We start from the raw sequence: 15281 nt of genomic DNA, 5'->3' as shown, positions 1-15281 counted from the left end.
GGGTGTCCACGAGATGCAGGCAGGCGGCGGCCCCTCGCGCGCCCGCCCGAGCATCCGGAGAAACAGGACCAGCGCCCCCTGGCGATGTCCATCTTCCAAGACGGAGGAGCCCCGGGTCCATGGACGAGCTCATCAACGAAGCCTGGCTGCACGGCGTGGTGACGCTGCTGGTGCGTCTGGTGGAGGTCGCCGCCGCGCTGGTCATCTTCACCGGCGCCGCCATCGGCTTCGTGCGCTTCATCCTGGCGGCGGTCCAGAAGGAGCGGACCGATTCCTTCACCCGAATCCGCCTCACCCTCGGCCGGTTCCTCGCGCTGGGGCTGGAGTTCCAGCTCGGCGCGGACCTGCTGCGCACGGCCGTCGCGCCCACGTGGGAGCAGATCGGCCAGGTCGCCGCGGTGGCCGCCATCCGGACCGCCCTCAACTACTTCCTCGGCCGGGAGATTCGTGACGAGCAACGCCAGGACGCACTCGCGCGGGCGGCCCGCCCCTCCTCGGATGAGGTGCCCCCGCGAGAGCAGCCTCCCCTGCGGCGCCCCCCGGGAGCGGACCCCACGTCCCATCCGCCCCACTGAGCCGGGCCTCAGGCGCCGGTGAGGGTGAGGACCACGGGCCCCGCCGTGGCGGTGACGCCCTCGTCCGTGAAGCATCCGGTGACCTGCGTCTGGGCCAGGACGAGAACCATGAGCACATCGGCTCCAGCGAACCGCCCGCTCGACACGGTGCCGGAGTACGTCACCACCACCTCGCCGAGCGGCCGGGCGGAGACGAGGATGCTCACGCTGACGGTGCTGGTGGTGCCGTCATTCCACGTGAGCGTCGACATGGACTGCGTCGAACCGGCCAGACAGCTCAGCTGCCCCGTTCCACCGCCCTGGAGCGACGCGGACAGGAGCGTCAGCGGTGTACCGACACAGGGGCCGAACGTCCCGCTCACACTCGTCGCGATGGTTTGCGGAGTGTTGGTCATGCCCGGCGAGTACCGCGCCTGGAGCGTACCGGGACAGGTCAACAGCACCGCCTCGGCGCGCGAAGGCGAGGCCCAGCCCAGCGCGACGACGACCCACAGCAGAGACAGACTTCCCCACGCACCACGACACCACGAACGATATGACATGCTTCCTCCCAGGACAGACGTGTTCCGGCTCCCAACGGAGCCTCAGAGCAGCCCGATGAGGGTGATGACGGCCGGACCCGCCGTGGCGGTGACCCCCTCCTCGGTGAAGCACCCCAGGAGGTCCGTCTGGAGGAGGGTCAGCGTCCCCGTCGCGGTGGCGCCCTGGAAGCGGCCCGAGGTCACCGTGCCCGCATAGACAGACACCACCTGTCCCGTCGGCCGGGTGTTGAGGGTCTGCGTCATGGAGAGCGTGCTCACGGTGCCGTCGTTCCACGTCAACGTCAGGTTCGCCGTCGTCGAGCTGGTCAGACAGCTCGTCGTCCCCTGCGCCACGCCGGAATAGTCCGCGGAGAGGATGCCGAGCGGCAATCCCACACACGGACCGAACGTGCCCGTCCCGGAGATGGTCATGAAGCGCGGGGTGTTCGTCATGCCGGGCGAGTAGTTCACCGCCATGGTGCCCGGGCAGTTGAGGGTGACGGGTTCAGCGCTCGCGGGCCCCGCATACAGGACGAGCGCCGCGAGAAGAGAGGACAACGACATCAGCCGCGCGCGAATGGCAGACATGAGGGAGCTCCCAGCCCGCGACAGGCCTGAGCGCGGGGACTCCACACCTAACCCCAATGTCCATCACAACCCATTGCACCCTCGTCCCAGGGGCCACGCTCGCACCTGGGGACCGGGCGGGCCCGCTCACCGCCACTGCGGATGTGCGAGCACGCGTGCTTCGACCTCGGGCGTCAGGCTTCCACCGTGCGGAGCCCGCGACGAGGAGCGCGTCCACCGCTCCACCCACCGCTGCCCCAGCGGCGCCACCAGCGACTCGCGCCGCGTGGAGGCCACCGTCGTCTCACCCTTCGTCCCCGTGGACGAGCCCGCACCCACGAAGAACCCCGCCAGCAGCAGCGTCACCCGCGTGGGCGTCGCCGCGCTGTACGTGAGCAACAGCGCACCCTCGCCGTCCTCGCGGCAGTGCCGACGCACCCGCGCGAGCACGCCCTCCGTCCACATGTCCGGGTTCGACGCGGGAGAGAACGGATCGAAATACACCAGGTCCGCCACCGGCAGCGCCCCGTCCAGGAACGGCACCGCGTCCCCCAGGTGCAGCCGCCAGCGAAGGCCCTCCTCCTCCCACACCCCGTCCCGCATCAGCGTCTCGACGGCCGCGCGGAACGGCTGCAGGAACGGGAAGCCCGCCGCGTCCGCCAGCGCCAGCCGCAGGGGCGCCAGGTCCACCTCGAAGCTCACCACCTCCAGCGCCCGCCTCCGCGCCGCGCCCAGCTCCCGCGCGCACGTCAGCGCCGCCACCGCGTTCGTCGCCGCGCCCAGCCCCACGTCGTGGATGACCAGCGTGGGCCCCGGCTGGGACAGCCGCTCCGCCAGCCTCGGCTGCTCGACGTAGAGCCCCAGCGCTTCCTTCCACGGGCCCACCGACGGGTGCATCACCTCGCCATGGCCCAGGTGCCGCACCGCGCGCGAGCCGTTGCGCAGCGTGACCAGCTCGAAGTCCCCGTCGCGCGGGTTGGCCTCCTGGCTCACCCGACCTCCTTGAGCGTCACGTCGCGCGCCGCCGCCTCTTCCTTCAGGTCCTTCGGCGTGGCGATGGCGGCCTTCAGCTCCCGCGCCACCTGGTCGTACGTGCCGGAGAGGATGCCCTCGCGGATGCGGCCCATCAGCTTCTGGTAGTGCCGCACGTTGTGCACCGACAGGAAGCGCGAGCCCAGGTGGTGCTTGCCGCGCATCAGGTGCTGCAGGTACCCGCGCGTGTAGCGCTTGCACACGTAGCAATCACACTCGGCGTCCAGCGGCTCGTCCGCCAGCCGGTACACGGTGCGGGTGATGCGCACCAGCCCCTGGAACGTGTACGCGTAGCCCTGCTGCGCCATCTTCGTGGGGATGATGCAGTCGAACATGTCCACGCCGCGCAGCACCGCCTCGATGAGGTCCGTCGGCGTGCCCACGCCCATCAGGTAGCGAGGCTTGTCCGCGGGCAGCGACGCGGTGGTGCGCAACGTCATCGTCTCGCGCTCCGCCTTCGTCTCGCCCACCGCCAGCCCGCCGATGGCGAACCCGTCGAACGGCAGCTGCGTCAGGAACGCCGCGCTCTCGTCGCGCAGGTGCGGGAACACGCCGCCCTGGACGATGCCGAACAGCGCCTGCCCGGTGTCCACCTGGTTCTTCGCCGCGAGGCTGCGCACCGCCCAGCGGTGGGTGCGCTCCATCGCCTCGCGCGTGCCCGCCTCGTCCGTGCGCGAGTCGATGCACACGTCCAGCACCATCATGATTTCGGAGTTGATGGACTGCTGCATCGCGATGCTGGACTCGGGGCTGAGCAGCTGCCGGCTGTTGTCGTAGAAGCTGCGGAAGTGCGCGCCCTTCTCCGTGATGAGCCGGTCCTCCGGCAGGGAGAAGATCTGGAACCCGCCCGAGTCCGTCAGCACGCCGCCATCCCACTGCATGAAGGGATGGATGCCGCCGAAGCGCTTGAAGACCTCCGTGCCGGGCCGGAGCATCAGGTGGTAGGTGTTGGCCAGGAGGATGCTGGCCCCGGTCTCCTTCACCTCTTCCATGGCCAGGTGCCGGAAGGCGGCGTGGGTGGCCACCGGCATGAACATGGGCGTGCGGAAGCTGCCGCGCCGGGTGTGGAGGATGCCGGCGCGGGCGCCGGTGGGGTCGGTGGTGACGAGCTCGAAACGGACGGCCATGGGCGGGGCCTTATACCCGCCAATCCCGCCCGACAGTCCATCCCTGTCGCCCGTTCCCCCACCTGCCGGCCGGACGGGGCCCCAAGGCCCCGCCATTCCAGGGCATTTTTCGTCACCTGGCAGGCGTTTCCTCAGGTCACCGCGAGACGGTCCGGAGGCGATTCCACGCTTCCTTGGCCGCTGCGCGTCAATTCCGCTACAACGCCGCCGCCATGTTCAACGTCATCAACGTCTCCAAGGCCTACGGGCCCAAGAAGCTGTTCGAGGAGGTCAACGTGACCTTCTCCCCGGGCCGTCGCTACGGCCTGACCGGTCCCAACGGGGCGGGCAAGTCCACGTTCATGAAGATCCTCGCCGGAGACGAGGAAGCGGACATGGGCAACGTCGTGCGCCCGCGCAAGCTGGGCATCCTGCGCCAGGACCACTTCCGCTACGAGGAGAACCGCGTCCTCGACGTCGTCCTGATGGGCAACAAGCCCCTGTGGGACGCCATGTCGGAGAAGAACCAGCTCCTGGCCAAGTCCGACATCACCGAAGAGGACGGCAACCGGCTGGGTGAGCTGGAGGGCGTCATCGCGGAGGAGGATGGCTACTCGGCGGAGAGCGACGCGGCCACGCTGCTGGCGGGCCTGGGCATCGAGGAGTCGTTCCACGAGGGCCAGATGCGCCAGCTGACGGGCGGCCTCAAGCTGCGCGTGCTGCTCGCCCAGGCGCTGTTCGGCAAGCCCGAGGGGCTGCTGCTCGACGAGCCCACGAACAACCTCGACATCGACTCCATCCGCTGGCTGGAGAACTTCCTGCACGAGTACGAGGGCGTGCTCATCACCATCAGCCACGACCGGCACTTCCTCAACTCCATCTGCACGCACATCGCGGACATCGATTACGAGGCCATCATCCAGTACAACGGTGGCTACGACGACATGGTGCGGCAGAAGGCCCAGCTGCGCACCCGCGTGGAGTCCGAGACGGCGGAGAAGAAGAAGAAGATCGCCCAGCTGCAGGACTTCGTCGCGCGCTTCCACGCCGGCACCCGCGCCTCCCAGGTGCAGAGCCGCATCAAGCAGATCGAGAAGCTCAAGACCGATGACCTGAAGCGCTCCAACATCGCGCGCCCGTTCATCCGCTTCGACCAGAAGGTCGTCAGCGGCAAGCAGACGCTCATGGTGGAGGGCATCAGCAAGTCCTTCGACGGCCAGGCCGTCATCCGGCCCTTCAACGCGCTGGTGTGCAAGGGCGAGAAGGTCTGCGTCATCGGCCGCAACGGCGTGGGCAAGTCCACCCTGGTGCGCATGCTCGCCGGCCAGCTGGAGCCGGACACGGGGAAGATTGGCTGGGGCCACCAGGCCTCCGTGGGCTACCTGCCGCAGGACCACCACGGCGTCGTGCGCAAGGGCACCACCTGCTTCGGCTGGCTGCGCGACTTGCACGACAAGCTCACCAACGAGGAGATCTCCGGCGTGCTGGGCCGCATGCTCTTCTCCGGTGAGGAGCGCATGAAGAACACGGACACCCTCTCCGGTGGTGAGACGGTGCGCCTGTTGCTCTCCAAGCTGATGATCATGCAGGACAACGTCCTGGTGCTCGACGAGCCCACCAACCACCTGGACCTGGAGTCCATCTCCGCGCTCGCCGAGGGCCTGCAGAAGTACGAGGGCACCGTCATCGTCGTGACGCACGACCAGGAGCTCATCTCCGAGGTGGCCACGCGCATCTGGTCGCTCCAGGCCGGCCAGGAGGTGCTCGACTTCAACGGCCCCTACTCGGAGTTCCGCGAAAAGCACGCGGACGTCACGGCCCACCGCCGCTGACGCACCGCTTCTTCGAGTCGAAGCGCCGGGGCCCTCACACCCCGGCGCTTGGCCCGCCCCGCGGAGGCTTGATAGAGGCCCGGCCATGGCTGAAGGCCCTTCCCCCGCACCGCAGGCCGCGCTCCTCGCGATGGAGGAGCACCGCACCGCGCTCACCGGACACTGCTACCGGATGCTCGGCTCCATCGCCGAGGCCGAGGACGCCGTCCAGGAGACCTTCGTGCGCGCGCTCGGCCACCTGGAGCACTTCGAGGGGCGCTCCAGCGCGCGCACGTGGCTGTACCGCATCGCCACCCACCGCTGCATCGACGTGCTCCAGGAGCGCGCCCACCGCGTGCGGCCCATGGAGCTGGGGCCGCCGGGCCCGCTGGACGCGCCCCTGGGCGAGCGCCCCGGGGAGGAGTGGCTGGAGCCCGTGCCGGACGCGCTCGTGGTGCCGAGCCACGCCACGCCCGCGGAGCTGGTGATGATGCGCCAGAGCATCCGGCTGGCCTTCGTCGCCGCGCTCCAGCACCTGCCGCCCCGGCAGCGCGCGGCGCTGCTGCTCACGGAGGTGCTGGACTGGTCCGCCGCCGAGGTCGCCGACGCGCTGGAGCTGACGGTGCCCGCCGTCAACAGCGCGCTGCAGCGGGCCCGCGCCACGCTGGCCACCAAGGACGTGAGCACGCCCAGGGCGCCGCTGTCGGAGAACCAGGCCTCGCTGGTGGACCGGTACGTGGACGCGTTCGAGCGCTACGACATGGCCGCGCTCACCGCCCTGCTCCACCAGGAGGTCAACATGTCCATGCCTCCGCTCGCGCTCTGGGTGCGCGGCCCGGAGCAGGTGGCCCTGTGGATGGAGGGACGGGGCGCGGCGTGCCGGGGCTCGCGGCTGGTGCCTGTGTCCGCCAACGGGGCCCCCGCGTTCGGCCAGTACAAGCCGGGCGGCCCGGACGGGACGCTCACCCCGTGGGCGCTCAACGTGCTCGAAATCGAGGGGGAGCGCATCGTCGGGCTCAACTACTTCCTCGACGCGAAGACGCTCTTCCCGCGCTTCGGGCTGCCCCCCTTCCTGCCGGCGCGCTGAGGGCCCGGGCCTTTTTCTGGGGGGCACCGATGATTCCGGGCCCCCTTGTCCGTCCATGCCAGGGAACCCACCCGAGGTGGAGGCATCCATGGCCATGACCGGCTCGCGCAAGCTCTTCGTCAACCTGCCCGTGAAGGACCTGAAGCGCACGAATGCGTTCTTCACGAAGCTGGGCTTCACGTTCGATGCCCGCTTCTGTGATGACCACGCGACGTGCATGGTGGTCAGCGAAGAGGCCTTCGTGATGCTGCTCACGGAGGCGCGCTTCCAGGACTTCAGCAAGAAGGCCCTGTGCGACACGTGCACGACGGCCGAGGGCATCTTCGCGCTGTCGGCCTCCAGCCGCGAGGACGTGGACCGGATGGTGAGGACGGCGGTGGCGTCCGGCGGCTCGACGGCGGGGGAGCCCCAGGACCACGGCTTCATGTACGGCTGGAGCTTCTTCGACCCGGATGGCCATCACTGGGAGGTCATCCACATGGACCTGAGCGCGCTGCCGCACTGAGGCTCAGCCGGACTGCCCGAGGGAGGGATTGAGCGCGCGGAAGCGGGCCTCCAGCTCCTCGGACATCTGGGCGACGGTGGTGCCCTCCAGGCTCTTCTTCAGCGCGGCCTCCGCGCGGCCGAAGACGCCTTCCAGGTACTCGGCCACGCACGGGCCGATGGTGCAGTCCGGCGCGGGGCCCACGGGGTGACGGCCGAAGAGCTCGCCCTCCTCCACCGACTCGTAGATGTCGCGGAGGGTGATGGCTTCGGGGCTGCGGGCCAGCGTCACGCCGCCCCGCGCGCCGCGCTTCGTCTCGATGAGCCCCGAGCGCGCCAGGTCGCCCAGGAGCCGCCGCACCACGACGGGGTTCGTCTGGATGCTGCGCGCCATGACCTCGGACGTGAGCGGACCCTCCGCCTTCGCCGAGCACTTCGCGAGCATCGCGACGATGTGCGCCGCCATGGTGAATCGGCTGTTCACTCACCCTCCGGGCTGGGATGCAGACACCTCCAGGTTACCTATCGTCCGCCCTGGCGGCGTGCAACCCGGCAAACCCCGGCCCCGGGGCGTCCGCCCGCTTCCGGACGGGCCTCAGCGAGACGTCTTGCGCAGGAAGAAGACGCCCAGGCCCAGGCCGGCGGCCCACTTGGCGGCGGCGGCCAGGGGGGTCTGCCCGAGCTTCGGGGGCGTGTTGGCGACGGGCTGGCCCGTGGCGGGGTCCAGCTGGGGGCGGAAGTCGCGCGAGCCAGGCAGGCCCGCGCCGCCCTCCTCCAGCTCCGTCTTGGTGGCCGTCAGGGCCTTGCCCTGCCCCGGCACGTGCTGGCCCGGCGCCTTCCCCTCCGGAGAGCGCTGCTCGAGGATGGCGTTGATCTCGGCGCCCAACAGGACCACCTGCGAGGACAGCCACATCCACAGGAGGAGCACGATGACGCCGCCGATGGCGCCGTAGTTCACGTCGTACTTGCCGAAGTTGGCCACGTACTTGGAGAAGGCCCAGGACGCGGCCACCCAGATGAGCACGCCCACGACGGAGCCCGGGGTGATGAACCGGAACTTCTGCTTCGCGTTGGGCAGGACGTAATAGAGCACCGCCCACAGGAACATCATCAGCAGGCCCGCCACCGGGAGGCGCAGCCACAGCGCCACGGTGGACACGGGCCCGGGCAGCTTGCTCGCCAGCGCGGGCGTGGCCACCGCCGCCAGCGCCGCGACGATGGCGACCACCGCGGCGATCAGCGTCGTGGAGACAGCGATGAGCCGCAGCTTCCACACCGGCCGCGTCTCCTCGACGCCGTAGGCGGTGTTGAGCGCGTTGATCAACGCGACGATGCCACCGGACGCCGCCCAGATGGCGCCCACGCCGCCCACCGTGAGCAGGCCCACGGGGTTGCTGCTGGCGAGCGACTCGATGCGCTGGCTCAGGATGGCGGTGACCTCCTTGGGGGCCACCTTGCCCAGCTCCTGGATGAGCACCTGCGCCTGGTTGGGGTCGATGATGACGCCCGCGAGTGACACCAGGAACAGCAGGAACGGGAACAGCGCGAGGATGGCGCGGAACGTCAACGCTCCCGCGACGTCGCCCACGTCATCGCGTTTCCATTCGTCCTTGAGGAGCTTGAAGAACTCCAGCCATCCCATGCCCTTGCCCGGCAAGACCATCGCGCAGTCCTCATCCCATGGAAGTCCCAGGGGATATTGGCCATGCGCGCCCTCGGTGGCGCCCCTGCCCGGAAGGACAGCCTCCTCGCCCGCTCCCCCAGGGAGGACGCCCGAGGGCAGGCATCCAGGGGAGCGCTCGCGAAGGAGGGAGCCCGGCTCAGCCCGCGGAGCGCTGTGCCGCGTCGCCGCTGGAGAGGCGGGCGTGGGCCTGGGCGAGCAGCTCGTAGGAGCGCAGCCGCGCGGTGTGGTCGAAGATCTGCGAGGTGACCATCAGCTCGTCGGGCTGGACCTCCGCGATGAAGGAGCGCAGCCCCTCCTCGACCTGCTGTGGGTTGCCGACGATGGAGCAGGCGAGCATGGACTCCACCTCCGCCAGCTCGTACTCGGTGATGCGCCCGTCCATGCTGTCCACCGGAGGCGGCAGCTGGCCGGGGCGTCCGCGGCGCAGGTTGATGAAGGCCTGCAGGAGTGACGTGAACAGCTTCTGGGCCTCCGGCTCCGTGTCGGCCGCGAAGACGTTGAGGCCGACCATGGCGTAGGGCTTGTCGAGCGCCGCGGAGGGGCGGAAGTTGGCGCGGTACACGCGCAGGGCGGACAAGAGCTGCTGGGGCGCGAAGTGCGAGGCGAACGCGTACGGCAGGCCCATGACGGCGGCGAGCTGCGCGCCGAAGAGGCTGGAGCCGAGGATCCACAGGGGCACCTTGAGCCCCATGCCCGGCACGGCGCGCACGGCCTGTTGGGGTTCGGGGTCCTGGAAGTAGGCCTGGAGTTCGGCGACGTCCTGGGGGAACGCGTCGGAGGTGTCCACGCGGCTGCGGCGCAGGGCGGAGGCGGTGCGTTGGTCGGTGCCGGGGGCGCGGCCCAGGCCCAGGTCGATGCGACCGGGGTACAGGGTTTCGAGCGTGCCGAACTGCTCGGCGATGACGAGGGGCGAGTGGTTGGGCAGCATGATGCCGCCGGCGCCCACGCGGATGCTCGAGGTGCCCTGCGCGACATGGCCGATGACGACGGCGGTGGCCGCGCTGGCGATGCCGGTCATGTTGTGGTGCTCGGCCAGCCAGAAGCGCCGGTAGCCCCAGCGCTCCGCGTGCCGGGCCAGGTCCAGCGTGGAGCGCAGGGCGTCCGCCGCGTCGCTGCCCTGGCGGATGGGGGAGAGGTCGAGAACGGAGAAGGGAATCATCGGAGGACCTCAGGGCGCGCACGCGCAACGAGGGACGGGCCCGTCCCGTCCCGGGCGGCGCCATCCCCGGAAAGCCCTTGCGTTAACGCAGGGCGCGCTCCCGTGCACGGGAAACGCAGGAGGGCTCGGACGCCCCCCTCGTCACCGCGTCGTCGGGGGCGACTCGAAGCGGTGGGGGGCGAAGAGCCCGGCCCGCTCGTGGTTGCGCACCCAGGGTCGCTCGCCCTTGTCCAGGGACACCGTCTCCTTCAACAGCCCCTGCTCGTACTCGTAATGCTGCTGGATGCGGTAGGTATCGAAGGGCGCGAAGGAGCTCAGCTCCGGGTGGAACACCAGCTTCGCCTCCCGGAACGCGCGGTCGGTCGTCCCCTCGCCCGGGCCCAGCGTGGAGACCAGCTTCAGCGCCACGTTCCCCGAGGACTCCACCGCCCCCAGGTCGACCCGGAAGAACATCGTCTGCTCACGCGGACCCGCGCTCCCGTCATAGTCCGGGTGCCGCCGACGCAGGTGCTTCACCGACTCCCAGTGGTTCCCGAAGCGACGCTGCTCCACCGTGAACTCGTAGTCGAACGCCGGCACCCGCTTCCATGCCCCCTCCTCGAAGCGCTCCGCCTGCGCCTCGCCCACCCACAACAACGTGACCTCCGGCTCCGGCCCCTTCTCCGCGCGCAAGGGCAACGCGCCCGGAACGGTGCTGGCGCAAGCAAAGGTGAACAGCAACCACGCGACGACGACCCAACGCTTCATGGGAGGCAACCTCTTCGGACTCGATGGCGCGACATGCGCGAGCCCCACCATGCGTCCGCCCTCCCCCCATCAACAATGAGAGGAAACGCAACCCATCGTTGTAGAATCCACAACGATGAACCTCAACCACCTGACCGTCTTCCTCGCGGTGGCACAGACGCGCGGCTACACCCAGGCCGCGAAGCGGCTCGGCGTGGACAAGGGGCACGTGAGCCGGGTGGTCCGCGCGCTCGAGACCGAGCTGGGCGTGGTCCTGCTCACCCGGACCACCCGCGCGGTGGCGCTGACCGTCGCCGGAGAGCAGCTCCTCTCGCGCATCGCCGAGCCCCTCGCCGCGCTCGAATCCGCCACGACCTCGCTGGAGGACCGGCCCGTGACCCCCTCGGGGCTGGTGACGGTGACGACGACGCCGGACCTGGGCCGCACCGTGGTGGCTCCCCTGGTCGCCGCCTTCCGCGCGCGCTACCCGCTGGTCCGGGTGCGGCTCGTCCTGGAGTCCTCCGTGGTGGCGCTCGCGGCGACGCGCTCGGACCTGGCCCTGCGGGTGGGCGCGCTGCGCCCCGGGCCGTACAAGGCACGCAAGCTGGGCACCCTGGAGGCGGGCTTCTTCGCCTCGCCCCGCTACCTGGCCTCACGCGGGAGCATGAAGTCCATGAGCGAGCTGGCCCGGCATGACGGCCTGTGGCCCTCCACCCAACCGGGGCGCAAGAGCTTCGCCGCGAAGAAGGACTCGCCTCCCGCGGCCGTCGAGTGCGAGGACTTCGGCGCCCTGCTGGAGCTGGCCCGGAACGCGGGCGGCGTGGCGCTGTTGCCCACGTTCCTCGCCGCGCGGGACGTGGCGCAGGGAACGCTCGTTCGGGTGCTGTCGGACCTCACCTTCCCCGGCACCCCACTCTCCCTCGTCACCCTCCCCGAGCGCCCCCTCGCGCCCCGCGTGGTCGCGATGCAAGACTTCCTCATCGAGCACGTTCCGACGGCGCTCACGATGAAGCCCCATTGAGCCTTCGAGCCCCATGTCCGACGAGATCACCCAGCAACAGATGGTGGAGCAGCTCCGCGCGCTCGGCGTGCGCGAGGCGGGCGTGCTCCTGGTCCACACGTCCTTCCGGGCCGTGCGCCCCGTGGAAGGCGGTCCGCTCGGCCTGGTGGCCGCCCTGCGCGCGGCCCTCGGACCTCGCGGGACGTTGGTGATGCCGACGATGACCGATGGCGAGTCCGTCTTCGACCCGCGCTCCACGCCCACCACGGACATGGGCATCACCGCGGAGCTGTTCTGGCGCCAGCCGGGCGTGGTGCGCAGCACGCATCCGGGCGGCTCGTTCGCCGCGGCGGGTCCCCACGCGGTGGAGATCTGCCGTCCCCAGCCCCTGTCTCCGCCGCACGGCCCCGACAGCCCCGTGGGTCAGGTGCACGCGCTGGGTGGACAGGTCCTGCTCCTCGGCGTGACGCACAGCGAGGACACCACGCTGCACCTCGCCGAGTCGCTCGCGGGTGTGCCCTACTCCATCTCCCATCCCTGCGTCGTCGAGGTCGACGGTGTCGCGAGCACGGTGGACATCGCCGAGACGGACCACTGCTGCATCGGCTTCCGCCGCGCCGACGCGTGGCTCCGGGCTCGGGGACTGCAACGTGAAGGCAAGGTGGGCCACGCCGACGCGCGACTGGCGGACGCGCGGGACATCGTCGCCGTCGCGCTGGAGCAGCTCGCCGCGGACCCGCTCGTCTTCCTCTGCGGGCCAGACGCCGGCTGCGAGGAGTGCACGCTCGCCCGTGACAGCGTCTCGCGCTGAGTGCCCCGCACCCGGAAGCACGGCGCCCGACGCTCGCGCGCCCGAGTGAGCACAGGCGATCACCCCGGGTGTCGCCGAAGCGACAGGCACCAACTCCCGCGCGGAATGCACGTGCCACGCGCGCCCGAGTGACCTCAATAGCTGCGCGCTTCGAAGCGCGTCAGCATTGGAGGAACAAGGATGAAGAAGAATCGTGGGAAGGTCGGCTGGGTGTTCCTGGCCACCAGTCTTGCCATGGCGCAGGGGGCCTGCTCGAAGAGCAAGGACAGCGGCCCGAACATCAACCAGAACCAGACGAAGGACGGCCCCGCGGACCAGGGCCCGGACCTGCCGCGCCTGACGGGTGGCGACAGCACCCGGGGCCAGCAGGTGTTCCGCTTCGAGACCTTCGGCAACGAGGGCTTCTGGACGGACGCGGTGCGCCTGCCCGCGGGCATCGTCGCCGCGCGGCTCACCCCGGTGCAGGCGCTGCAGGCGGGCCTCAGCGTCAACGTGGACGCGCTCGATGACGCCACCAAGGCCGCCGTCGCGGCGGAGCTGGCCTCCCAGGGCACCAGCGGTCCGCTGCTCAATGACCCGGCCACCACCGTGGCGCTCATCAACGCCAACGCGGTGATTGGCGTCGTGGTCAAGGACACCAACGGGGACGGCAAGCTGGACGTCGCCAGCGGCGACAAGGTGGGCGTGTCCTGCGCGCTGTGCCACGCCATCACGGATGGCTCGGTGGTGAAGTCGCCGAACAACCTGGGCGGCGGCTCCGTCGGCAAGCAGATCGACGGCCCCACGCCGCACAACCTCAACGTGGGCGGCATCTTCGCGGTGGCGGCCAACACGCGCGCGCTCTACCCGCTCCTCCAGGTGAAGCTGACCGCCAACGGCGACAAGTCCATCGGCCGCGCGCCCTCGGAGCAGGGCCTCACGGAGAAGTCCACGGAGGCGGAGGTCGACGCCTTCGTCAGCAACCCGGCCTTCTACCCGCTGGGCTCGTTCGACGACGCGCCGGACGGCACGGGCGCGCAGCAGCACATCGCGTCGTTCTTCCGCACGGACCTGGCCGCGCCCTGGGGCACGCCCGGCGACATCGCGCGGCTCGAGAACTTCAACAACCTCGTCTACACCGTGCTGCTGGACCTCACGAGCCTGGTGACGCCCGGGGGGCGCACCTTCCTCCAGGCCCTGGGCGGCAAGGCCGCGGGCACCGAGCTGGCGGACGACTACCTGGCCATCCTCAAGGAGACGCAGGTGGTGGGCAAGGGAGGCGTGGTCGGCGAGGGCTTCCCGTACATCACCGCGACGGCCGTCCCCGCCGACCAGGTCGGCACCGAGGCCGCGCCCGTGGGCCTGCGCGTGGACGAGAGCGCGCTGAGGGACCTCAACGCGTACACCGACAGCCTCCAGGCGCCCGCGCCGGTCGCCTTCGACGCCACCCGCGCCGCGCGTGGGCGCGAGCAGTTCACCGCGCGCTGCACCAACTGCCACAACGTGGACCAGAGCAAGCGCGTCCCGTCCTTCATCGTGCCGATGAAGAGCATCTACCCGGGCTACAACCCGACGGTGCTCGCCGAGCGCCCCGTGGAGCCCGGCATCCGGACCATCGCCTTCGCGCCCATCCAGGACGACCCGACCACCATCTTCGACGACAAGACGGTCATCGTGGAGGCCAGCCGCCGCGGTGAGCCGCGTGGCTCCGCCCTGCCCCTGCTGTTGGACCTGGGGCGCAAGGACCGCTTCCTCCACGACAGCGAGGTGGCCGGGCTGGACTCGCTGCTGGACCCCGCGCGCGGCGACAAGGCACCCCACCCCGTCTACGTGCAGGACGCCACGCAGCGGGGTGATTTGGTGGAGTTCCTCAAGAGCCTGTAGCCGCGAGTCCAGCGGGCGTCAGTCGTCTTCCACGTCCCGCTTCAGCTTCGACAGGAGGCCCACCGCCTCCCGTGCATAGGGGGAGATCCACCGCTCGTGGATCTCCTGGAAGGGCGTGACGTCGAGGTAGTTCCAGCGCGTGCGCCCCTCCTTCACCGCGATGACCAGGCCCGCGCGCTCCAGCACCTTCAGGTGCTGCATCACCGTGCACCGGTCCAGCGAGCCCTCGAACCGCTCGCACAGGTCCCCCGTCGTCCGCGGCGCCTCCTTCAACAAGTCCAGCATCGCCCGCCTCCGCGAGTCCGCCAGCGCCTTGAAGATGAGGTCATCCCGCTCCGCCCTCGACATGTTATAATTCTATAACATATTGTCCGGCCGAACCCCAGCGAGAGGAGCAACGAGATGGAGCCCAGGTTCCAGGTGCAACTGAAGGTCCAGAAGCCGGTGGCGCAGGTGTTCGACGCGGTGGTGGACCCGCGCAAGCTCAGCGGCTACTTCGTCCAGACCGCGAGCGGGCCGCTGGTGGCGGGCACGACGGTGAAGTGGAGCTTCGCGGAGGTGCCGGGCGAGCACGACGTCGTCGTCCGCGAGGTAGAGAAGGACGCCCGGCTCGTCTTCGAGTGGGAGGCGGGCCCGGGCGGCTATCAGATTCGGGTGGAGATGCGCTTCACGCCCATCGATGCCGGCAACACCATGGTCCAGATTCGCGAGTCCGGCTGGAAGGACACCCCGGCGGACGTCCAGGCGTCCTACGGCAACTGCGGCGGCTGGATGCACATGATGTCGTGCCTCAAGGCCTACCTCGAGTACGGCATCAACCTGCGCGCGGGCGGAGCGATGTGAGCGGGCCCGTCGC

17 protein-coding genes are annotated in these 15281 nt (G+C 70.1%); 8 read left to right on the top strand and 9 right to left on the bottom strand.

Annotation, left to right across the window (positions count from 1 at the left end):
* The first annotated feature begins 119 nt into the window (after window positions 1-119).
* Window positions 120-575, top strand: coding sequence for a DUF1622 domain-containing protein (locus VZQ01_RS35545; protein WP_223752177.1), 456 nt, complete (start codon window positions 120-122; stop codon window positions 573-575).
* A gap of 8 nt (window positions 576-583) precedes the next feature.
* Here VZQ01_RS35545 and VZQ01_RS35540 read toward each other — a convergent pair whose 3' ends face one another.
* From VZQ01_RS35540 to tgt, 4 genes are all read right to left on the bottom strand, one after another.
* Window positions 584-1117, bottom strand: coding sequence for a hypothetical protein (locus VZQ01_RS35540; protein WP_223785368.1), 534 nt, complete (start codon window positions 1115-1117; stop codon window positions 584-586).
* A gap of 42 nt (window positions 1118-1159) precedes the next feature.
* Window positions 1160-1684: a hypothetical protein gene (locus VZQ01_RS35535; RefSeq protein ID WP_223785369.1), complete on the bottom strand. Its 525-nt coding sequence runs from the start codon at window positions 1682-1684 to the stop codon at window positions 1160-1162.
* 126 nt (window positions 1685-1810) lie between these two features.
* Window positions 1811-2656, bottom strand: a complete 846-nt coding sequence (locus VZQ01_RS35530) for an MnmC family methyltransferase (protein ID WP_267700387.1) — start codon at window positions 2654-2656, stop codon at window positions 1811-1813.
* Window positions 2653-3822 carry a tRNA guanosine(34) transglycosylase Tgt gene (tgt, locus tag VZQ01_RS35525; RefSeq protein ID WP_141324588.1) on the bottom strand — a complete coding sequence of 390 codons (1170 nt, stop codon included), beginning with the start codon at window positions 3820-3822 and terminating at the stop codon, window positions 2653-2655. Before tgt ends, VZQ01_RS35530 begins: the two co-directional genes overlap by 4 nt.
* Before the next feature lie 212 nt (window positions 3823-4034).
* Here tgt and VZQ01_RS35520 point away from each other — a divergent pair, with 212 nt between their 5' ends.
* The 3 genes from VZQ01_RS35520 to VZQ01_RS35510 all read left to right on the top strand — a co-directional run bounded on the left by VZQ01_RS35520 (window position 4035) and on the right by VZQ01_RS35510 (window position 7204).
* Window positions 4035-5633, top strand: a complete 1599-nt coding sequence (locus VZQ01_RS35520; RefSeq protein WP_223752199.1) for an ABC-F family ATP-binding cassette domain-containing protein — start codon at window positions 4035-4037, stop codon at window positions 5631-5633.
* 85 nt (window positions 5634-5718) lie between these two features.
* The gene (locus VZQ01_RS35515; RefSeq protein WP_408889922.1) at window positions 5719-6699 is read left to right on the top strand and encodes a sigma-70 family RNA polymerase sigma factor; all 981 of its coding nucleotides are present in this window, start codon (window positions 5719-5721) and stop codon (window positions 6697-6699) included.
* A gap of 88 nt (window positions 6700-6787) precedes the next feature.
* A complete protein-coding gene (locus VZQ01_RS35510; RefSeq protein WP_426745864.1) occupies window positions 6788-7204 on the top strand; it encodes a VOC family protein in 417 nt (138 codons plus the stop codon).
* Window positions 7205-7207: 3 nt separating this feature from the next.
* On the opposite strand, the gene VZQ01_RS35505 is transcribed toward VZQ01_RS35510, so the two are convergent.
* The 4 genes from VZQ01_RS35505 to VZQ01_RS35490 form a co-directional block, all read right to left on the bottom strand.
* Complete coding sequence (locus tag VZQ01_RS35505) at window positions 7208-7666, bottom strand: RrF2 family transcriptional regulator (protein ID WP_141324591.1); 459 nt, start codon at window positions 7664-7666, stop codon at window positions 7208-7210.
* A gap of 111 nt (window positions 7667-7777) precedes the next feature.
* Window positions 7778-8845, bottom strand: a complete 1068-nt coding sequence (locus VZQ01_RS35500) for a YihY/virulence factor BrkB family protein (RefSeq protein ID WP_426745863.1) — start codon at window positions 8843-8845, stop codon at window positions 7778-7780.
* Between the two features lie 157 nt (window positions 8846-9002).
* Window positions 9003-10025 carry an LLM class flavin-dependent oxidoreductase gene (locus tag VZQ01_RS35495; protein WP_223752184.1) on the bottom strand — a complete coding sequence of 341 codons (1023 nt, stop codon included), beginning with the start codon at window positions 10023-10025 and terminating at the stop codon, window positions 9003-9005.
* 141 nt (window positions 10026-10166) lie between these two features.
* Window positions 10167-10772 carry a hypothetical protein gene (locus VZQ01_RS35490; protein ID WP_223752185.1) on the bottom strand — a complete coding sequence of 202 codons (606 nt, stop codon included), beginning with the start codon at window positions 10770-10772 and terminating at the stop codon, window positions 10167-10169.
* A 115-nt stretch (window positions 10773-10887) separates the two neighbouring features.
* Here VZQ01_RS35490 and VZQ01_RS35485 point away from each other — a divergent pair, with 115 nt between their 5' ends.
* The 3 genes from VZQ01_RS35485 to VZQ01_RS35475 all read left to right on the top strand — a co-directional run bounded on the left by VZQ01_RS35485 (window position 10888) and on the right by VZQ01_RS35475 (window position 14425).
* Window positions 10888-11772: a LysR family transcriptional regulator gene (locus VZQ01_RS35485; RefSeq protein ID WP_426745862.1), complete on the top strand. Its 885-nt coding sequence runs from the start codon at window positions 10888-10890 to the stop codon at window positions 11770-11772.
* A gap of 13 nt (window positions 11773-11785) precedes the next feature.
* A complete protein-coding gene (locus VZQ01_RS35480; RefSeq protein WP_267700381.1) occupies window positions 11786-12562 on the top strand; it encodes an AAC(3) family N-acetyltransferase in 777 nt (258 codons plus the stop codon).
* A 180-nt stretch (window positions 12563-12742) separates the two neighbouring features.
* Window positions 12743-14425: a hypothetical protein gene (locus tag VZQ01_RS35475; RefSeq protein ID WP_223785374.1), complete on the top strand. Its 1683-nt coding sequence runs from the start codon at window positions 12743-12745 to the stop codon at window positions 14423-14425.
* Window positions 14426-14443: 18 nt separating this feature from the next.
* Here the strand turns inward: VZQ01_RS35475 and VZQ01_RS35470 are convergent, their stop codons facing one another.
* A complete protein-coding gene (locus tag VZQ01_RS35470; RefSeq protein ID WP_046714711.1) occupies window positions 14444-14773 on the bottom strand; it encodes an ArsR/SmtB family transcription factor in 330 nt (109 codons plus the stop codon).
* Window positions 14774-14827: 54 nt separating this feature from the next.
* Here VZQ01_RS35470 and VZQ01_RS35465 point away from each other — a divergent pair, with 54 nt between their 5' ends.
* Complete coding sequence (locus tag VZQ01_RS35465) at window positions 14828-15268, top strand: SRPBCC domain-containing protein (RefSeq protein ID WP_141324597.1); 441 nt, start codon at window positions 14828-14830, stop codon at window positions 15266-15268.
* Window positions 15269-15281: the final 13 nt, after the last annotated feature.

This window comes from Myxococcus faecalis (assembly GCF_050039385.1).
GTDB classification, from domain to species: Bacteria; Myxococcota; Myxococcia; order Myxococcales; family Myxococcaceae; genus Myxococcus; species Myxococcus fulvus.
This window is presented reverse-complemented; position numbering and strand designations above follow the sequence as displayed.